The organism is Sinorhizobium fredii NGR234 (assembly GCF_000018545.1).
Lineage (GTDB): Bacteria > Pseudomonadota > Alphaproteobacteria > Rhizobiales > Rhizobiaceae > Sinorhizobium > Sinorhizobium fredii_A.
This window is the reverse complement of record NC_012587.1, coordinates 2,904,543-2,923,544: the sequence shown is the minus strand read 5'-3', so window position 1 is coordinate 2,923,544 and position 19,002 is coordinate 2,904,543. Positions and strand designations below refer to the sequence as shown.

Below are 19,002 nucleotides of genomic sequence, written 5' to 3'. Positions count from 1 at the left end.
AGACCGTATGAGAAGCGGCCGAACACATAGCAGGTGCGCCGCCCGAGTCAACAAATACAGGCCTTCCGTCGCCCGTGGCGGCGAGCTTTTTGCGATCATGGCTGGGCCGCGGGATCGTGCCGGCAAGCATATCACCGGAAGATAAAATCGGCGATCCACAGCTTGCAGGGTGCAATTGGCGAAGCCGCCATTGTTGAGCCTTATGGATTGGGTTTAAAAAGGGCTATCCGAGGCCGGAACGCCGGTCGATTCGGAGCGCGGAGCGAGACACGTTCAAGCAACAGACGTTGGATCGGCCTGCACCTTGTTTAGGGCAATGAGAGGGTAATCGACCTATCTCACCCTCCGGAGAGGTTTCGAAAGAGATGCCTGCAAAGACGGTCAATGCGGCGATCGAGGAATTGCGAAACGCGGTTCAGTCTCTTGAAATCGCGATCGACGGCCGCTTTGACAAGGAAAAGGACGTGAGCGAGTTCGAGGGCGAGGTGCGCCGGGTCAATACGGACCGGTCGCGGCTGGCGCAGGAACTCGACCAGTCGCAGTTCCGGGCCAATAGACTGGAAGAGGTCAATCGCGAAGTGTCCCGTCGTCTGGTGACGGCGATGGAAACCATTCGGGCAGTGCTGGATCGCTGAGGTTCTTGAAGCATGGCACAGGTGACGGTGACGATCGACGGCAAGGCCTACCGCATGGCCTGCGAGGAGGGGCAGGAGGATCACTTGAGCGACCTCGCCGCCCGGTTCGATCAATATGTCGGCCATCTGAAGGCACAGTTCGGCGAAATCGGCGACCTGCGGCTGACGGTGATGGCGGGCATCATGGTCATGGACGAGCTGAGCGAGGTCAATCGGCGGCTGAAGAACCTCGAGGCCGAGGTCGGCAACCTTAGGAACAGTCGAGACACAAACCTTTCCGACCAGGCGAGAGGCGAGGAGGCGCTTGCCGCGGCCTTGACGGAGGTCACGGCGCAGATCCAGGATATCACCGCCAAGCTCAACGGCCGCCCGGTCGCCCCGGCAAATTGAGGTTTCCGGCCTCCCGGATTTCGAATTGTCGATTTCAGCGCATTTTTCCGCAGAACCCGCTCTGGCGAAAGCGGTCAGGACGTTCTATATCTGCCCGGCGGTCTGCGCTTCCCGACAGGAACCACAATCCCCGGGGCCATACACGATCTCAAGGGAACTGTCCCTGTCCGGACCCGTGGGTCTGGACACACGGTGCCCACCTACTTTGTAGGCACCCGGGATCGTAAACTATCCACCGGTCGTCGTGGATCGCACTCTTCCTTTTCACTCAGTACCCCGAAAGGCGCGGCGAATGGCGTCGGCCATCGCGTCGATCGTCGGGGAGCGATGGTCCGGCTTGGTGCGCAACACGACGTTCGACATGTCGATGACGCCGAAGCCGTCGTCTTCGGTCAGTTCGCGGCAGCCGGCGGGTATGGCGCTGCGCGACATCGGGGCGATGGCGAGACCCGAGACGACCGCAGCGATCAGGCCGCTGCTGGTGCGGCTGACATAGGCGACGCGGCTCGCTATGCCGCGCTTCTTCAGGCTGCGCATCGCCAGGTCGTCGCACCAGCCGCCTTCATAGTGGGTGTAGGTGGCGATCGGTACCGGTCGCCGTTCATGCGTGGCGTGCTGGTCGGAGGTTGACCACACCGTAGGGTCGACCATCAGGACTTCGTTCCTGGTCCGGCCGCCCGGCTCGAAGACGACGGCGATGTCGATCTCGCCGGCTTCGAGCGATGTCAGGTTGGACATCGAATGCCCCTGCTGCACCGTCACCTCGACGCTCGGGTGGATTGCGGCGAAGGCGCCGAGTGCTTTTGGCAGGGTCGAGTTGATGTATTCCTCCGATATGCCGATGCGGACGGAGCCCCGCAGAGCGGGCTGGCGCAGCGCCGCCGCGGTGTCGTCGAGCAGCGCCACGATCCGCCGCGCATTGTCGACGAGGCGCCGGCCCTCGGCGGTCAGCACGACGCCGCGCGAATGACGCTCGAACAGCGGGAAGCCGAGCAGGTCCTCGAGCTTCTTGATCTGCATGCTGACGGCCGATTGCGTGCGTCGAACCGCATCGGCAGCGCGTGTCAGGTTGCCGGTCTCGGCAACTGCGAGGAAGGTTCTGAGGAGGTCGCTGTCGAGCGGAAGGGACATGGTTCGACATAAGAAAATCTGATGATAGCCATGTTCGCAATTCGTTTGTCTCATGTCAATGAAAGGCGGAAGATGGGGTTGTTCCATCTTCTCGAGGCCCGTCATGCCTGTACTGGTCGTGCCTGCATCTCCGACACCCCGGCAGAGCTCCCCGTTGAGGGCGGCCGTTGTACGGTTCCGGTTGCGCTATGCGATCGAGATCTATTGGACGCGGGTCATCGATCGGTGCGATCCGCATCTCATCGACGACGCGGGCCTCGCCGATGTCGAGCGTCCGCTGGAGGGCTGGTGGCCGGACCCGGTCCGGCATTCACACTGGATGCTATGAGAGAAGGTCAAGCCTGGCAGCACGGAAAACGGCTTCGGCAAGATTGCTCGCCTTGAGCTTGCGTATTGCCGTTTCCAGAGCCTGATCGATCCGTTCCATCGGAATGTCGGTTTCACGCATCATATCCAAGCGGGTCCGACCACGCGCTGCAAGCGAGAGGCAGCGCAGTTCAAGAGGGCCGAGCTGGTCGATCCTGTCCGTCATGGACACGGCCTATCCTTTGAGAGCCTCCGGCAAATCGCCGGATCGCAACTCTCCAATCATTTGAAAACATGACGCTAATTACACGCGCGGCGCGCCTGGCGAAGCCGAACCGTGGCAAAAGGTGAAGGCCACGTTAATGCTGTTTCGATATGGGAAGGGTGGAGGACTGTCGCGAAATATTGCAAAAGCGACGGAGACACGGGTTCAGTTCGCCTGCGATCTGCACTACCTCGTTGCCCGAGAATGGTTTGCCGGAAAGGACGCTTGATGTCACCGAAGAACTTGAAGGCCGCGTTACGCAACGAGCGTCTGGCGATGCGCGACGCGATGCCGGCCGAAGCGCGGATCGAGGCGAGCCTTGCCATGGCGGATCATGCCGCCGACATCATCGCGCTTGATCCCGGCCATGTCGTGTCCGGCTTCTGGCCGATCCGTTCGGAGGCGGACATCCGGCCGCTGATGGTACGGCTCAAGGACCGCGGCGCGCGGCTTTGCCTGCCGGTGATCCTTGACAAGAGGACCATCGTATTTCGCGAACTCGCCGATGGCGTGGCGGTCGTTTCGACCGGGTTCGGCACGACCGGTCCGGGACCGGAGGCACCGCAGCTCGACCCGGATATCATGCTGGTACCGCTGTCCGCCTTCGATGCGGTCGGCCACCGTATCGGTTACGGTGCCGGTTATTATGACCGCGCCATCGACCGTTTGCGCAGCAAAGGCCACATGCCGCGCCTGATCGGGATTGCATTCGACTGCCAGGAAGTGGCATCAGTGCCGGCGGAACCGCATGACGTGGCATTGGATGCCGTGTTGACCGAGAGCGGTTTTCGACACTTCGAGCGGGATTGAACGGCATGCGACTTCTGTTTCTGGGAGATATGGTTGGCAAGACTGGCCGCACGGCGGTCTGGGAGCGCCTCCCGGGACTGGTGAGCGATCTGAAGCTCGACTTCGTCGTCGTCAACGGCGAGAACGCTGCGGGCGGCTTCGGCATCACCGAGGACATCTTCCTGGAGACGATCGCCGCCGGCGCCGACGTGGTGACGACCGGCAATCATGTCTGGGACCAGAAAGAGGCCGTCGTCTTCTGCGAGCGGCACGACCAGTTCCTGCGACCGGCCAACTATCCGGCCGGCACGCCGGGGCGCGGCTCCAACCTGTTCTTCGCCCGCAACGGCGCTCGTGTGCTGGTCGCCAACGTCATGGGCCGGGTGTTCATGCATCCGGAGCTCGATGACCCGTTCAAATGCGCCGAGGCGATCCTCGAGGCCTGCCCGCTTGGAGAACAGGCCGATGCGGTCGTCTTCGACTTCCACGCCGAGGCGACGAGCGAGAAGCAGTGCTTCGGCCATTTCGTCGACGGACGCGCCAGCCTCGTGGTCGGCACGCATACCCATGTGCCGACCGCCGATCATCAGATCCTGAACGGCGGCACCGGCTATATCAGCGACGCCGGCATGTGCGGCGACTACGATTCCTCGCTCGGAATGGACAAGGAAGAGCCGCTCAACCGTTTCATCTCGAAGATGCCCAAGGGCCGGTTCGAGGCGGCCTCCGGTCCTGCCACGATCTGCGGCGTCGGCGTCGAGGTCTCCGACCGCACGGGTCTGGCCGAGAAGATCGCGCCGCTCCGGCTCGGCCCCCGGCTCGGCGAAACGATCCCGGACTTCTGGTCCTAGGCGACGCCTGTCTTCGGCCGATTTGCCTGTCGGGTAAGCCCGTGCGAAGCGGCGCAGGGCCTTTTTCAGTCGCTGATGCGGACATGCTTTTTTCAGTGACAGGCGTTGAAAATGGTGGCAGGTTAGCGCGCAAAATCAGAGCCGTATCGAGCGGCCGCTATTCGCAAGTTCCCATGTCGATCTAGAAGCCAGAGCGAATGCGTGCGGGAAATCCGCGTACGCACTTTCTTCTTCCCCGCTCTGGCGCTACCCGGAGGCGAATGCCCCGGGTTCGAGACTGTCGCCACGGCAACTGGATCAATCCAACCCGCGCCGGGCGATCTTGATGTTCAAGTGCCTGGAGAGCGTGCATGTTGCGAAAGTGGCGTCTGCCGGCGATCGCCGGCATTTCCATCTCCCTTCTCATGTCGGCACCGGCAGGGGCGCAGGACGCGCAACTGCCGGCGGTGACCGTCGCCAAGCCGGTGGTGCGGGACGTCATCGATGCCGATGAGTTCATCGGCCGGTTCCAGGCGGTGGACGAGGTTTCCGTCCGTTCGCGTGTCGGCGGCTATCTGGACCAGGTGTTCTTTACCGACGGCGCCTTGGTGAACAAGGGCGACAAGCTCTTCGTCATCGACCAGCGGCCCTTCCGCCTGGCCCTTTCACAGGCGGAGGCGTCGCTTGCCTCGGCACAGTCGACGCTCGGCTTCGCCGAAGCGCAGTTCAAGCGAACCGAGTCCCTGACCGGCACCGGCACGCTTTCGATTTCCAAGCTCGACGACGACCGCCGCGCCCTGCTCGCCGCGCAAGCGAATATTCGCGGCGCCGAGGCGGCCGTCGATCGGGCTCGGCTCGATCTGGAATACACCACGATCACCGCGCCGCTCAGCGGCCGCGTCGACCGGCGCTGGATATCGCCGGGAAACCTTGTTCAGGCGGACGAGACGGTGTTGACGACGATTGTCTCGCTCGATCCGATCGATTTCTATTTCGACGTGGACGAGCGGCGCCTGCTTTCCTATGCGCGCACCGCCCGCGAACGCGGCAGCGCCCTGCAGGAGGGCGCCGGCGCGCTCTCGGTGCTGGTGACGATCGCCGACGCCACGGAACCGCCCTTCGAGGGAAAGCTCGACTTTTCCGAGAACAGGGTCGACACCCAGACGGGTACGATGCGCCTGCGCGCCCGCTTCTCCAACCCGAACTTCACTCTGCAGCCGGGCCTTTTCGGGCGCGTCGAGGTCGAGGGGTCGAACACCTACCAGGCGATCCTCATCCCCGATGAGGCAATCGCCGCCGACCAGAACGAACGCGTCGTCTATGTGGTGGGCGAGGACGGAAGCGTCGCGACCAAGCCCGTGCGCCTCGGGCCGCGGCTGCATGGCTACCGGGTCATCCGCAGCGGCCTGACCGGAGAGGAGACGATCATCGTCAACGGCATCATGCGCGCGCGGCCCGGCGTCAAGGTGAAGCCGGAACTCGTCGTGCTGCCGCAGGACGCGCCGCAATCGGCGGAGAATGGCCAATGAGATTTGCGCATTTCTTCGTCGACCGGCCGATCTTCGCTTCGGTTCTGTCGATCGTCCTCCTGATCGTCGGCGGCATCGCCTATTTCCAGCTGCCGGTGGCGCAATATCCGGAAATCGCACCGCCCACCATCGTCGTCAGGGCCTCCTATCCGGGAGCGGATGCGGAGACCGTCGCCAATACGGTCGCAACGCCGCTCGAACAGGAAATCAACGGCGTCGAGAACATGCTCTACATGTCCTCCTACTCGACCGCCGACGGCTCGATGTCGCTGACGATCACCTTCAAGCTCGGCACGGACCTCGACCAGGCGCAGGTTCTCGTGCAGAACCGCGTCTCGATTGCCGAGCCGCGTCTGCCGGAGGACGTCCGGCGCATCGGGGTCACCACGACCAAGAGCTCTCCCGACCTGATGATGGTCGTTCACCTCTTGTCGCCGAACGACCGCTACGACCAGCTCTATGTCTCCAATTATGCGCGCACCCGCATTCGCGACCTGCTTGTCCGGCTCGACGGCGTCGGCGACGTCATCCTGTTCGGCGAGCGTGAATACGCGCTTCGTGTCTGGCTCGACCCGCAGAAGCTCTCCGCCTACGGCATGACGTCCGGCGACGTCGTCGAGGCGTTGCGCCAGCAGAACGTCCAGGTCTCCGGCGGCTCGATCGGCGGTCCGCCGATGTCGGGCGACACGGCCTTTCAATACACCGTCACCACCGACGGCCGCTTCAGCGACGCCCGGCAATTTCGCTATGTGATCGTCAAGGCCACCCAGGATGGCAGGCTCGTCCAGTTGCAGGACGTCGCCCGCGTCGAGCTCGGGGCGCGCGAGTATGTGACAAACAGCTATCTGAACGGCAGCCCGGCCGTCGCGCTCGGCATCTTCTCGCGCCCCGGCACCAATGCGCTTGCGGCGGCGGACGCGATCCAGGCGACGATGACCGACCTTGCCAAGGACTTTCCCGAGGGACTCGAACATCGGATCATCTACAATCCGACCGAATTCATCTCGGAGTCCATCGACGAGGTCTATATGACGATCGGCGAGGCGGTGATCCTCGTCGCGCTGGTGGTCATCGTCTTCCTGCAGTCCTGGCGCACGGCGATCATTCCGATCGTCGCTATTCCCGTTTCGCTGATCGGCACTTTCGCGCTGCTCTTCGCCTTCGGCTTTTCGCTCAACATGCTGACCCTCTTCGGGCTGGTGCTGGCGATCGGCATCGTGGTCGACGATGCGATCGTCGTCGTCGAGAATGTCGAGCGCAATCTGGCGCGCGGCATGACACCGCGGGAGGCGGCGCATGTGACCATGGACGAGGTGGGTGCGGCGGTCATTGCCATCTCGCTCGTTCTCACCGCCGTCTTCGTGCCGACCGCCTTCATTCCGGGTATTTCCGGCCAGTTCTACCTGCAGTTCGCCGTGACGATCGCGGTGGCGACGGTGATCTCCGCCATCAATTCACTGACCTTGTCGCCGGCGCTTGCGGCAATCCTTCTACGCCCCCACGATGACCACGAACACGAAAGCCGCAATCCCGTCACCCGTTTCGGCCGGGCGCTGGCCAACGGCTTCAACAACGGTTTCGACCGGATGGCCGACGGCTATGCCTGGACGGTGCGCCGCCTTGTCCAGACGCGCGTTGCGTTGGTCGCCGCCCTCGTTGTCTTCGTCGCCCTGCTCGGGGCCACCTGGTATATGGCGCAGGTCGTGCCGCGCGGCTTCATCCCGACGATGGACCAGGGCTACGCGATCGTCGTCATCCAGCTTCCCGACGGCGCCTCGCTCGAGCGGACGGATGCCGTCGTCCAGCGGGCATCGGCGATGATCCGCGAAGTTCCGGGGGTGAGGGACGCCGTCGCCTTTGCCGGCTTCAACGGGGCGACCTTCACCAACGCCTCGAACTCGGGCGTGATCTTCACGCCCTTCGACAGTTTCGAGGAGCGGCTCGAACACGGCCAAAACGCCACGCAGATCATCGGCCAGCTCTTCGGCGCGATGCAGAGCATCCAGGAGGCCTTCATCATCGCCGTGCCGCCGCCGTCGGTGCGCGGCATCGGCAATTCGGGCGGCTTCAAGATGCAGATCATGGACCGCCAGAGCGCCGATATGCGCCGCGTCCTCGGACTCGCATTCCAGATGATGGGGGCGGCCAACCAGACCGAAGGACTGACGGGCGTCTTCACCACCTTCTCGGCCTCGAGCCCACAGTTCTTCCTGGCGATCGACCGCGACAAGGCACGAGCCCTGAACGTGCCGATCCCGAACATCTTCGAGACGCTGTCGATCAATCTCGGAACGTCCTACGTCAACGATTTCAATGCGTTCGGCCGCGTCTACCAGGTGCGCGCCCAGGCCGACCAGCAATATCGCGTCGAGCGCGACGACATTCTTGCGCTGAAGGTGCGTTCCGCGTCGGGGGCGCTGGTGCCGCTCGGTACGCTGGTCGAGATCCGCGATACGAGCGGGCCTGCGCTCGTGCAGCGCTACAACATGTATGTCTCCGTGCCGCTCCAAGGCAATCCGGCGCCCGGTGTGGCGACCGGTACGGCGCTCGACAAGATGGAGGCGCTCGCCGCGCAGATCCTGCCGCAGGGGACCACCTTCGAATGGACCGAGCTTGCCTTCCAGGAGCGGCAGACCGGCAACACGGCCGCGTTCATCTTCGCACTCTCGGTGATCTTCGTCTTCCTGGCGCTGGCCGCCCAGTATGAGAGCTGGGTGCTGCCGCTGGCGATCATCCTGATCGTGCCGCTCGCCGTTCTCGCAGCCCTTTTGGGCGTGTCGCTCCGGGGCATGGACAACAACGTACTGACGCAGATCGGCCTCATCGTGCTGATTGGCCTGGCGGCGAAGAACGCGATCCTGATCGTCGAATTCGCGCGCCAGGGCGAGGAGGAGGGCAAGACGCCGATCGAGGCGGCGATCGAGGCAAGCCGGCTGCGGCTCCGTCCGATCCTGATGACCGCCTTTGCCTTCATTCTCGGCGTGGTTCCGCTGGTGATCGCCACCGGCCCCGGCGCCGAAATGCGTCAGTCTCTCGGCACGGCGGTGTTCTCCGGCATGCTGGGCGTCACTTTCCTCGGGCTGTTCCTGACCCCGGTCTTCTACGTGACGCTGCGCTCACTCCGCCGCAAGCCTGCGGCGTTGCCAAAGGCCGCAGGCGCGCCGGCGGAGTAGCCGGAACCGGTGCAATGACACGATTGTGAGCGGCGGGCGGCCGTTTGTTTATGGACGGCGCGGCGGGCTTGAATGATCCTGCGGGCCGATCCTGGTCGTTGAAGGGGAATACGGGAGGAAGGCCGCATGGGCTGCTCCTCGTCCCGCCCTGAAACCGCGCCTGAGAGGTGAAGGATGCTGGTGCGTTACCTTGCCTACGCGCTCGTCGCCATCTGGTTCATCCATACGCTTTGGCCCGAGCCGGCCCATGCGCAGGATGCATCCGCCCCGATCAGCCAGTGCCAGGCGATCGCCGAAGCCATGCCGAAGGCAAGCTTCGCCAGCTACGCGGCGCCTGAGGTCGCGCCCGCCGCGGCAGCCGCCGATGGCGAAGTCACCATCGCCTATCTCGGCCATTCGACCTTCCTGATCGAGACGCCTGGCGGCATCTCGATCGCCACCGACTACAACGGCTGGTTCCGGCCGACGACGCCGCCGACCGTCGTGACGATGAACAAGGCCCATTCGAGCCATTACACGCTGACGCCCGATCCGGCGATCCGCTACGTGTTGCATGGTTGGGGCGAGGATGGTGAGCCGGCCGACTATGACCTCGTCGTCGGCGACACCTATATCCGCAACGTGACGACCGACATCCGCGCCGGCTTCGAGGGCATGGAGCCCGACGGCAATTCGATCTTCATCTTCGAGGTCGCCGGCCTCTGCATCGGCCATCTCGGCCATTTGCATCACGAGCTTGACGACAGCCATTACCGGCAGATCGGCCGGCTCGACGTCTTGATGGTGCCGGTCGACGGCGGCCTGACCATGGGCGCGGAAAGCATGAGCCGCGTCACCTCGCGGTTGCGCGCCGCGCTGATCCTGCCCATGCACCGGCGCGGCCCGCCGATCGGAGATTTCCTGGCGATGTTCGGCGACGACTACGACAAGAGCTTCGCCACCGGTCCGAGCATCAGCGTTTCCCTGCGCACGCTGCCGAGCAAGCCGCTGATCCACGTCCTTCAGGGCGTGTGACATCTGACCGTTCCGGAGCTCCATCACGGAGCTCAAGGTGCGCCGATTTCCGCGCGCCGAAAAGACGGCCCCTGCTGGACGAAAAGCGGCAATGAAACTATAAGGCGCCCCATCCCAATAAATTCATGCATGCAGAGGGCGTCATGGCTGGCCATTCACAGTTCAAGAACATCATGCACCGCAAGGGCCGTCAGGATGCGGTACGTTCCAAAATGTTTTCCAAGCTCGCGCGCGAAATCACCGTCGCGGCGAAGTCCGGCATGCCCGACCCGGCGATGAACCCGCGCCTGCGACTGGCGATCCAGAACGCCAAGGCGCAGTCGATGCCGAAGGACAATATCGAGCGCGCCGTCAAGAAGGCTGCCGGCGGCGATGCGGAGAACTACGAGGAAGTCCGCTACGAAGGCTATGGCCCGGGCGGCGTCGCCGTCATCGTCGAGGCGCTGACCGACAACCGCAACCGCACCGCCTCCAACGTCCGCTCGATGTTCACCAAGGCGGGCGGCGCGCTCGGCGAAACCGGTTCGGTCTCCTTCTCCTTCGATCGCGTCGGCGAAATCACCTACACGCTCTCCGCCGGCGACGCCGACAAGGTGATGGAAGCGGCGATCGAATCGGGTGCCGACGACGTGACGACGGACGAGGACGGCCACACGATCCTCTGCGGTTTCGAAGAAATCGGCGACGTTTCGAAAGCGCTCGAAGGCGTGCTCGGCGAAGCCGAAACCGTCAAGGCGATCTGGAAGCCGCAGAACACCGTGCCGGTCGACGAGGAAAAGGCCCAGTCGCTGATGAAGCTCATCGACAACCTCGAAGACGACGACGACGTCCAGAACGTCTATTCGAACTTCGAAGTCTCCGAGGAAGTGCTGGCGAAGCTCTCGGCCTGAGGTCCGGTGCTCGGGCACGCGGTGTGACCCCCCTCTGCCCTGCCGGGCATCTCCCCCACAAGGGGGGAGATCGGCAAGCAGCGATGTCCCGCTCAACCAATTGCTATTCTATTCAGCCGCAACGTGAAAGTTAGTCTCGTCGGCATTCGCAAACTCATTGACAGGCAGAGCCTTGCCTCTGGCCGATCTCCCCCCTTGTGGGGGAGATGCCCGGCAGGGCAGAGGGGGGTGCCATCTTTTGCAGTCAGGCCGCCATCAGCGCCCTCTGCGCCTTGGCAAACAGCTCCAGCGAATGCAGTCGCTTGTCCATGTCGAAGATCGGCATGGAGACGATCAGTTCGTCGGCCTTGGTGAGATCGACGAAGGAGGCAATCTTTTTGCGGATGCTTTCCGGGCCGCCGACGACCGCATAGCGCATGGCGTGGTCGACGAAGATCTTCTCGTCCGGGGCCCACAGGCCGTCCATGGACTGGACCGGTGGCGGGAAGCGGCCGCGCGCATTGCGGCGAAGCGCCACGAAGGATTGCTGCATCGAAGTGAAGAGATGGTTCGCCTCGTCGTCCGTATCGGCGGCAACCCCCATCACGCCGACCATCACATGCGGCCTGTCGAGCTGCGCCGACGGCGTGAAGCGCTCCCGGTAGATCTCCAGCGCCGAGAGCAGCATGTCCGGCGCGAAGTGCGAGGCGAAGGCGAAGGGAAGGCCGAGCATGCCGGCGAGATGGGCGCTGAAATGGCTGGAGCCGAGCAGCCAGATCGGCACATTCGAATCGGCCCCGGGAACCGCGACGATCTTCTGGTCTTCGCTGATCGGGCCGAGCAACGCCTGCAGTTCCACCACATCGTTCGGGAAATTGTTGGAGCTCGTTTCCATGTTGCGGCGGAGCGCCTGTGCGGTTCGCATGTCGGTGCCAGGCGCGCGGCCGAGGCCGAGATCGATGCGGCCGGGGTAGAGCGCCGCGAGCGTGCCGAATTGCTCGGCGATGACCAGCGGCGAATGGTTGGGAAGCATGATGCCGCCGGAGCCGACCCGGATGGTTTTCGTCGCCGAGGCCACATGCGAGATGACGATCGACGTCGCGGCGCTGGCAATTCCCGTCATGCCGTGATGCTCGGCCAGCCAGAAGCGCTTGTAGCCATTTTCCTCCGCCGCAACCGCCAACCGGCGCGAGTTTTGCAGCGATTGGGCGACGCTGCCGCCCTCGGTGATCGGTGACAGGTCGAGAACGGAAAAGGGGATCATGGCAACGCCTGTGGTTAAGGGAAATTGATTGATCGCAATGTAGGTTCAAGTTTCCTTACGCCAAGGGCCAGCCGGCCGATTTATTCGAAGGTTCGTCGTTTCTGTGTAATGTTTTTGTTTTGTTCACTTTTTGCTGGCAGCGTCCCGTCGACCGACATAGGGTGAGCCATGCAGACTACGATTCGCATCATCGGCATCGATCCGGGCCTGAGGCGCACCGGCTGGGGCATCATCGAAACGCTCGGCAATTCGCTGCGCTTCGTCGCTTCGGGTACCGTGACCTCCGATGGCGAGATGGACCTTGCCTCGCGCCTCTGCCAGTTGCACGACGGGCTCGCCGAGGTGGTGCACGGCTACCAGCCGCACGAGGCGGCCGTGGAGCAGACCTTCGTCAACAAGGATGCGACGGCGACGTTGAAGCTCGGCCAGGCGCGCGGCATCGCCATGCTCGTTCCGGCGCGCGCCGGCCTTCGGGTCGCCGAATATGCACCGAACGCGGTGAAGAAGGCGGTGATCGGCGTCGGCCACGGCGAGAAGCAGCAGATCCACATGATGCTGAAGGTGCTGATGCCGAAGGCCGAGTTCAAGGGCAATGACGCGGCCGACGCGCTTGCGATTGCCATCTGCCATGCGCATAACCGCCAGGCGGTAACGAGCCGCCTCGCGGCGTTAGCCGGGTAGTGGAGATCAGAATGGTGACGAGGCCTAACCCCCTCTGGCCTGCCGGCCATCTCCCCCACAAGGGGGGAGAATATGTGCGGTTGGCCCCGGGCTCCGACCGAAACGTTTCAGGAAACAGGACGCTGCCGTGGAGGCGCGGATCGTGCAACCTCTCTTCTCCCCCCTTGTGGGGGAGATGGCCGGCAGGCCAGAGGGGGTGCGCGGAACGCAACCTCCAAGGGAATGAAAGCAGAAAGACGGAAGCCAGATGATCGGCAAACTCAAGGGCACCATTGACGAGATCGGCGAGGACTTTGTCGTCCTCGACGTGCACGGGGTCGGTTATGTCGCCTATTGCTCGGCGCGCACGCTCGCCAAGCTTGGCTCGGCCGGCGAGGCGGCCGTGCTCTTCATCGAGACCTATGTTCGCGAAGACCAGTTGAGGCTCTTCGGCTTCCTGTCGGCGCTTGAGCGGGAATGGTTCCGCCTGCTGCAAACCGTCCAGGGGGTGGGCTCCAAGGTGGCGCTGGCGTTGCTTACGACGCTGACGCCCGGCGAACTCGCCAATGCCATCGCGCTGCAGGACAAGACGTCGGTGGCGCGCGCTCCGGGCGTCGGTCCCAAGGTGGCGGTGCGTATCGTCACGGAGCTGAAGAACAAGGCGCCGGCCTTTGCCGGCGAGATGTCCGCGTCGATCGGCCTCAAGCAGGAATTGGGCGAGGGGGTCGCCGCGGCACCGGTTTCCGACGCGGTCTCGGCGCTTACCAATCTCGGCTATTCGCGCGACCAGGCGGCAAACGCCGTGGCAGCAGCGCTGAAGAATGGCGGCGAGGGGGGCGACAGCGCCAAATTGATCCGCCTTGGGCTAAAGGAACTGGCGCGCTGAGGGGTGGCCAAGCCTTTCTGCAGCCACAATGGAATTGGAGTGAGGGGGTTCGTGAACCGATCGCACTGGATTGACTGCCGCGCTCGCACTAAGGTTGAGATGCGCACAGCGGCGTTGAACAGCCGCGCGATCCACCCCGCAATGGATGTTTGAGATGACTGAAGCCGCACGCCTGATTGCGCCGGAGAAGCGGGGCGAAGATCTCGATGCGACACTGCGCCCGCAGTCGCTCGACGAGTTTACCGGTCAGGCGGAGGCACGCGCCAATCTCAAGATCTTCATCGAGGCGGCGCGCAATCGCGGCGAGGCGCTCGACCATGTGCTCTTCGTCGGCCCGCCCGGTCTCGGCAAGACGACGCTCGCGCAGATCATGGCGAAGGAACTCGGCGTCAATTTCCGTTCGACGTCGGGCCCGGTGATCGCCAAGGCCGGCGATCTGGCGGCGCTGCTCACCAATCTCGAAGAACGCGACGTGCTGTTCATCGACGAAATCCACCGGCTGAACCCGGCGGTCGAGGAAATCCTCTATCCGGCGATGGAGGATTTCCAGCTCGACCTGATCATCGGTGAGGGGCCGGCAGCGCGTTCGGTAAAGATCGACCTCGCCAAATTCACGCTGGTGGCGGCGACGACGCGTCTCGGCCTCTTGACGACACCGCTGCGCGATCGCTTCGGCATCCCCGTACGGCTCAATTTCTACACGGTCGAGGAACTGGAACTGATCGTCCGGCGCGGTGCGCGGCTGATGGGGCTCGGCATGACCGACGAGGGCGCGCGCGAAATCGCCCGGCGGGCCCGCGGCACGCCGCGCATCGCCGGCCGCCTGTTGCGGCGGGTGCGCGACTTCGCAGAGGTGGCTCGCGCCGAGGCGGTGACCCGGCAGATCGCCGACGAGGCGCTGACCCGGCTGCTCGTCGACAGCATGGGGCTCGACCAGCTTGACCGCCGCTACCTGTTCATGATCGCGCAGAATTTCGGCGGCGGACCGGTCGGCATCGAGACGATCGCGGCCGGGCTTTCCGAGCCGCGCGATGCGATCGAGGACATCATCGAGCCCTATCTGATCCAGCAGGGCTTCATCCAGCGTACGCCGCGCGGCCGTGTCCTGACCGCCAATGCCTGGAAACATCTCGGCCTCAATCCGCCGAAGGATGTCGAGGCGGCCCAGTTCCGGCTGACGCTCGAGGACGACTGAGATGATCACCCGCCGCGGCTTCCTGCAGGTTCTCGGCAGTGGTTTCGCGAGCGCCATGGCGCTTGGCGGCTATGCCTTTGCGGTCGAGCCGCTGGCGCGCCTGAGGATTGCGCACTACAGCCTGACGCCGCCCGGCTGGACGCCCGGCCTCAGGCTGCGCGTCGTCGCTCTCGCCGACCTGCATGCCTGCGAGCCCTGGATGTCGGCACGGCGTATTGCGTCCATCTGCGAGCGTGCCAACGAGCTGGGCGGCGACGTCACGGTGCTTCTCGGCGATTATGCCTCGGGCATGAACCTGGTGACGCGCTACGTCCATTCGGCCGAGTGGTCGAAGGCGCTGTCGACGCTGAAGGCGCCGCTCGGCATCCACGCGATCATGGGCAACCACGACTGGTGGGAGGACAGGACCGCCCAGAAGAACGGCGGCGGCGACACCTTCGGCCATCGCGCCTTGGCGGAGGTCGGCATCCCGGTCTACAGCAACCGCGCCTTGCGCTTCGAGAAGGATGGTCTGGGCTTCTGGATCGCCGGCCTCGAGGACCAGCTTGCACTGCTGCCCGGCAAGAAATGGAAGCGTAGCGCCATGGGCGGGCTCGACGACCTCGACGGGACACTGGCGCAGGTTACCGACGAGGCGCCCGTCATCCTGCTTGCGCATGAGCCCGACATCTTCCCGAGGGTACCGCCGCGGGTCTCGCTGACGCTTTCCGGCCATACCCACGGCGGGCAGGTCCGCTTCATCGGCCACTCACCGGTCGTGCCGTCGCGCTTCGGCGACCGCTATGCCTATGGCCATATCGTCGAGGAGGAGCGCAATCTGATCGTCTCGGGCGGGCTTGGCTGCTCGATCGCGCCTGTTCGTTTCGGCGTGCCGCCGGAGATTGTCGTGGTGGATCTTGGATAGTCGTGATGAGATTTGCCCGATTGCCCCTCATCCGCCTGCCGGCACCTTCTCCCCATTCCGATGGGGAGAAGGGACTCGCGTCACGCTCCCGGTCCCCTCTCCCCGCGTGCGGGGAGAGGGCTAGTCCTCGGGTTAAACCCGAGGAGAGGGGCAGTCACCGGCGTATGCGGTTCTGACACATTACATTGCGCTCCGGCCCCCGCCAGTTCCCTGATCGTCGCCGCCAGCCGTTCGCGTCCGCCGGGCAACCAGCCGAGCGCGCGCAGCTTCTCGGTCGACATCTCCTTGAACTCCTTCGCTTCCGCAGCCGGCGGGAGAGGATTGGGGCAATCGGTTGCCACCTGAAGGACGGAGAGAATGTCGCGATTTCCAGTCAGCACGTCAGAAACGTTGAAAACCTGTCCGGAAACCTTTGCCGGATCGTTTTCGAGCATCAGGCGTACCGACGCGGCGATGTCATCTCCATATACTTCGGTGCCGACACGCGGCTGGACAGGCCGGCCGGCCAAATAGTCGGCGAACAACCCGCTCCATTTGTGTGTCCGGCCCGGTCCGGCCGGTCCGTAGGCGCCGGTGACCCGCAGGCTGGTGGTGACGAAGTCAGGGGCGGTCATTGATTCCAGTGCATCTTCGGCGGCAAGCTTCACCACGCCATAGAGCGTATCTGGCTGCGTGGGCGTGTTTTCGTGAAGGATAGTTGACGGCGTTTCGCCGTAGACGGCACGGCTCGACAGGAAGACGCAGCGGCGCACGCCGGCGGTGCGGGCCTCCTCGAACAGGCGGACCGACCCATCGACGTTGGCGCGACGAAAGCCCTCCGGGTCGGTGCCTTCGCCGCCGCGATACTTGCCCTCGACATGCTCGAAGGCGGCATGGACGAAATAGCAGACATTGTCGAAGGCGGCGACCTGGTCGGCGTCCGGATCGAGCCGAAGCGGCACGTAGGTGACCGGCTGCGTGAAGAAGCCTGCCGGCGGCTCAGAGCGGCCGCCGACCGCGACCTTGTAGCCTCGTTGAAGCAGATGCTCGACGATGAAGCGTCCGACAAAACCGGTGCCGCCGGAGACAAGGACGCGCGTCATGATTGAGCCGGATTGGCAAGGGTTGCGACGTCAGGGATATCATCGCCCGCGAGGTAGGCGAACCAGAGGTCGATCAGCGGGCGCAGCGCTTCGGCGCGCGGATGGTCCTTCTCCCACGGCTTCTCATATTGATAGTGAAGCACGCCGATCGACCGCCAGTCCCAGAGCTCGGGCAGGTTGAACCAGACATATTGCAGCATGTTCATCGTTACCGGCAGCCCGTGCCAGTCAGGGAAGTAGCTCTGCAGGAGGGTCTGGTCGGTGCGCGGCCAGAAGGCATCCGGCGCGTCGAGGACCGCAAGCATGTTCCCGAAGGTTTCGAGCGACGGTTTTGCGACGAAGACGCCGGAATTCAGCCGATGGAAGTCGGCGAGGCTCTCATAGACGTTCGGCGCGGCGGAAAACTCCGGATAGGAAAAGAGCTTGTCTATGTTGCGCAGCACGATCGCGTCGGCGTCGATGAAGACGCAGCACTCGTATTCGACGAGCTGCCAGAGGCGGAGCTTGCAGAAATTGTCGAGCGGAGAGTGGAAGTCGGGTTTCCGGCCCTTGGTGAAGGGCGCCTTCTCGTGGACGTTGCGGCGCGCGTGCCGGGCGTTGAATTCATCGGAAAGAGGCAGCAGTTCGGTTTCGATCAGGCGACAGTCGAATTCGACGAGCGGCTGGAGAGCGGCGGCATCCACCCCGCCGGTGTAGAGCACGACGATATCGGCCGGGGTCCGCGTCAGGCGGATCGACCGTACCAAGGCGCGCGCGCCGAGCGCGTAGTCGGCGTTAGTGACGAGCGTCACGAAGGCCTGGTGAGCGGCCGCCGGAGATGACGGGCTGAATTCCTCCGGATTGGCGACCGCGCCACTCATGAGACGGATTTCAGCCGCTTGCCCTCCGGATCATGGTTGATCACGGAGGCGATGTCCTTCGTCCAGGCGGAAACGGCCGGCACCCGCGAGCGGTCGACGCGGTAGGCGAACTTCTTCGCGACGTCGACGATCTCCGAAAGCAGCCCGTCTTCGAGCCGGATCGGGTCGAGACCGAGCGCCAGGAATTTTTCGTTGTGCACGACGAGATCGTTTTCGGCCGCTTCCTTGCGCGGGTTCGGCAGCCAGGCGATCTCCGATCCGGTCATCCGCGCGATCATCTCGGCCAGGTCGCGGATGCGGTGCGTCTCGGTCATCTGATTGAAGATCTCGACCCGGCCGCCGCGTGCCGGCGGATTCGTCAGCGCCAGCTCGATGCAGCGGACCGAATCCTGGATGTGGATGAAGGCGCGGGTCTGGCCGCCGCTGCCGTGAACCGTCAGCGGATAGCCGATCGCCGCCTGGATCAGGAAGCGGTTCAACACCGTGCCGTAGTCGCCATCATAGTCGAAGCGGTTGATGAGCTGCTGATGCCGGCGCGTCTGCTCCGTGTGGGTTCCCCAGACGATGCCCTGGTGCAGGTCGGTGATCCGAAGCCCATCGTTCTTCGCGTAGAACTGGAAGAGCAACTGATCGAGGCACTTGGTCATGTGGTAGATCGAGCCCGGATTGGACGGGTAGAGGATCTCCTGGCTGACCGTCTCGCCGTCCGTCGTCTCGATCCCGACCGGCAGGTAGCCCTCCGGAATGGCCGCGCCGATCGTCGAATAGCCGTAGACGCCCATGGTGCCGAGATGCACGAGATGGGCGTCGAGGTCGATCTCGACCAGCGCGTTCAGCAGGTTATGCGTGGCGTTGACGTTGTTGTTGACGGTGTAGTTCTTGTGGCGGTCGCTCTTCATCGAATAGGGCGCGGCGCGCTGCTCGGCGAAATGCACGATGGCGTCGGGACGATGTTCGGCAAGCCATTTCTTCAGGAGCTCGTAGTCGCGGGCGAGGTCGATCAGGTTGAAATGGATGCGCCGGCCGGTCTCTGCATGCCAGATACGGGTGCGCTCCTGGATGGAATCCATCGGGGTCAAGGACTGCACGCCAAGCTCGGTGTCGATCCAGCGGCGTGAGAGGTTGTCGAGAATGTGGGTGTCGTGGCCCGCATCGGAAAGATGCAACGCGGTGGGCCAGCCGACAAAACCATCGCCGCCGAGGATTGCGATCTTCATGCA

At 63.9% G+C, this 19,002-nt stretch carries 19 protein-coding genes and 1 other RNA gene; 14 read left to right on the top strand and 6 right to left on the bottom strand.

Annotated elements, in window-relative coordinates; genetic code table 11:
- Positions 1 to 365 precede the first annotated feature (365 nt).
- The 3 genes from NGR_RS25180 (at position 366) to ssrS (ending at position 1,280) form a co-directional block, all read left to right on the top strand.
- Entirely contained in the window at positions 366 to 635 is a 270-nt protein-coding gene (locus NGR_RS25180; protein WP_012709307.1) for a DUF4164 domain-containing protein, read from the top strand.
- A 12-nt stretch (positions 636 to 647) separates the two neighbouring features.
- Positions 648 to 1,025, top strand: coding sequence for a cell division protein ZapA (locus tag NGR_RS25175; protein ID WP_012709306.1), 378 nt, complete (start codon positions 648 to 650; stop codon positions 1,023 to 1,025).
- 96 nt (positions 1,026 to 1,121) lie between these two features.
- A non-coding RNA gene (gene ssrS, locus NGR_RS25170) (6S RNA) lies at positions 1,122 to 1,280 on the top strand.
- Positions 1,281 to 1,289: 9 nt separating this feature from the next.
- Here the strand turns inward: ssrS and NGR_RS25165 are convergent.
- Positions 1,290 to 2,156: a LysR family transcriptional regulator gene (locus NGR_RS25165; protein ID WP_164924487.1), complete on the bottom strand. Its 867-nt coding sequence runs from the start codon at positions 2,154 to 2,156 to the stop codon at positions 1,290 to 1,292.
- A 103-nt stretch (positions 2,157 to 2,259) separates the two neighbouring features.
- On the opposite strand from NGR_RS25165, the gene NGR_RS25160 reads away from it, so the two are divergent.
- Complete coding sequence (locus tag NGR_RS25160; RefSeq protein ID WP_164924486.1) at positions 2,260 to 2,484, top strand: hypothetical protein; 225 nt, start codon at positions 2,260 to 2,262, stop codon at positions 2,482 to 2,484.
- Here NGR_RS25160 and NGR_RS25155 read toward each other — a convergent pair.
- Positions 2,479 to 2,688 carry a transcriptional regulator gene (locus tag NGR_RS25155; protein WP_164924485.1) on the bottom strand — a complete coding sequence of 70 codons (210 nt, stop codon included), beginning with the start codon at positions 2,686 to 2,688 and terminating at the stop codon, positions 2,479 to 2,481. The genes NGR_RS25160 and NGR_RS25155 overlap by 6 nt on opposite strands.
- 267 nt (positions 2,689 to 2,955) lie before the next feature.
- On the opposite strand from NGR_RS25155, the gene NGR_RS25150 reads away from it, so the two are divergent.
- From NGR_RS25150 to NGR_RS25125, 6 genes are all read left to right on the top strand, one after another.
- Complete coding sequence (locus tag NGR_RS25150) at positions 2,956 to 3,537, top strand: 5-formyltetrahydrofolate cyclo-ligase (protein ID WP_012709303.1); 582 nt, start codon at positions 2,956 to 2,958, stop codon at positions 3,535 to 3,537.
- Between the two features lie 5 nt (positions 3,538 to 3,542).
- Positions 3,543 to 4,367 carry a TIGR00282 family metallophosphoesterase gene (locus NGR_RS25145; protein WP_012709302.1) on the top strand — a complete coding sequence of 275 codons (825 nt, stop codon included), beginning with the start codon at positions 3,543 to 3,545 and terminating at the stop codon, positions 4,365 to 4,367.
- A gap of 350 nt (positions 4,368 to 4,717) precedes the next feature.
- Positions 4,718 to 5,875, top strand: coding sequence for an efflux RND transporter periplasmic adaptor subunit (locus NGR_RS25140; RefSeq protein ID WP_012709301.1), 1,158 nt, complete (start codon positions 4,718 to 4,720; stop codon positions 5,873 to 5,875).
- Complete coding sequence (locus NGR_RS25135; protein ID WP_012709300.1) at positions 5,872 to 9,048, top strand: efflux RND transporter permease subunit; 3,177 nt, start codon at positions 5,872 to 5,874, stop codon at positions 9,046 to 9,048. The genes NGR_RS25140 and NGR_RS25135 overlap by 4 nt, the downstream gene beginning before the upstream one ends.
- A gap of 174 nt (positions 9,049 to 9,222) precedes the next feature.
- A complete protein-coding gene (locus NGR_RS25130) occupies positions 9,223 to 10,062 on the top strand; it encodes an MBL fold metallo-hydrolase (protein ID WP_012709299.1) in 840 nt (279 codons plus the stop codon).
- A 143-nt stretch (positions 10,063 to 10,205) separates the two neighbouring features.
- Positions 10,206 to 10,952 (top strand): YebC/PmpR family DNA-binding transcriptional regulator, encoded by a 747-nt coding sequence (locus NGR_RS25125; RefSeq protein ID WP_012709298.1) that lies wholly within the window; start codon positions 10,206 to 10,208, stop codon positions 10,950 to 10,952.
- 244 nt (positions 10,953 to 11,196) lie between these two features.
- On the opposite strand, the gene NGR_RS25120 is transcribed toward NGR_RS25125, so the two are convergent.
- The gene (locus tag NGR_RS25120; protein ID WP_012709297.1) at positions 11,197 to 12,195 is read right to left on the bottom strand and encodes an LLM class flavin-dependent oxidoreductase; all 999 of its coding nucleotides are present in this window, start codon (positions 12,193 to 12,195) and stop codon (positions 11,197 to 11,199) included.
- A gap of 168 nt (positions 12,196 to 12,363) precedes the next feature.
- On the opposite strand from NGR_RS25120, the gene ruvC reads away from it, so the two are divergent.
- From ruvC to NGR_RS25100, 4 genes are all read left to right on the top strand, one after another.
- On the top strand, positions 12,364 to 12,876 hold the full coding sequence (gene ruvC, locus NGR_RS25115; RefSeq protein WP_012709296.1) for a crossover junction endodeoxyribonuclease RuvC: 513 nt from the start codon (positions 12,364 to 12,366) through the stop codon (positions 12,874 to 12,876).
- 247 nt (positions 12,877 to 13,123) lie between these two features.
- The gene (gene ruvA, locus NGR_RS25110) at positions 13,124 to 13,741 is read left to right on the top strand and encodes a Holliday junction branch migration protein RuvA (protein WP_012709295.1); all 618 of its coding nucleotides are present in this window, start codon (positions 13,124 to 13,126) and stop codon (positions 13,739 to 13,741) included.
- Between the two features lie 154 nt (positions 13,742 to 13,895).
- Entirely contained in the window at positions 13,896 to 14,936 is a 1,041-nt protein-coding gene (gene ruvB, locus NGR_RS25105) for a Holliday junction branch migration DNA helicase RuvB (protein WP_164924484.1), read from the top strand.
- 1 nt (position 14,937) lies between these two features.
- Positions 14,938 to 15,840 carry a metallophosphoesterase gene (locus NGR_RS25100; protein WP_012709293.1) on the top strand — a complete coding sequence of 301 codons (903 nt, stop codon included), beginning with the start codon at positions 14,938 to 14,940 and terminating at the stop codon, positions 15,838 to 15,840.
- A gap of 80 nt (positions 15,841 to 15,920) precedes the next feature.
- On the opposite strand, the gene NGR_RS25095 is transcribed toward NGR_RS25100, so the two are convergent.
- The 3 genes from NGR_RS25095 to NGR_RS25085 are packed head-to-tail and all read right to left on the bottom strand — an operon-like array spanning position 15,921 to position 18,999.
- Positions 15,921 to 16,922, bottom strand: coding sequence for an NAD-dependent epimerase/dehydratase family protein (locus tag NGR_RS25095; RefSeq protein ID WP_012709292.1), 1,002 nt, complete (start codon positions 16,920 to 16,922; stop codon positions 15,921 to 15,923).
- Positions 16,919 to 17,782 carry a glycosyltransferase gene (locus NGR_RS25090; RefSeq protein ID WP_012709291.1) on the bottom strand — a complete coding sequence of 288 codons (864 nt, stop codon included), beginning with the start codon at positions 17,780 to 17,782 and terminating at the stop codon, positions 16,919 to 16,921. The genes NGR_RS25095 and NGR_RS25090 overlap by 4 nt, the downstream gene beginning before the upstream one ends.
- Positions 17,779 to 18,999 (bottom strand): NAD-dependent epimerase/dehydratase family protein, encoded by a 1,221-nt coding sequence (locus NGR_RS25085; protein WP_012709290.1) that lies wholly within the window; start codon positions 18,997 to 18,999, stop codon positions 17,779 to 17,781. Before NGR_RS25085 ends, NGR_RS25090 begins: the two co-directional genes overlap by 4 nt.
- Positions 19,000 to 19,002: the final 3 nt, after the last annotated feature.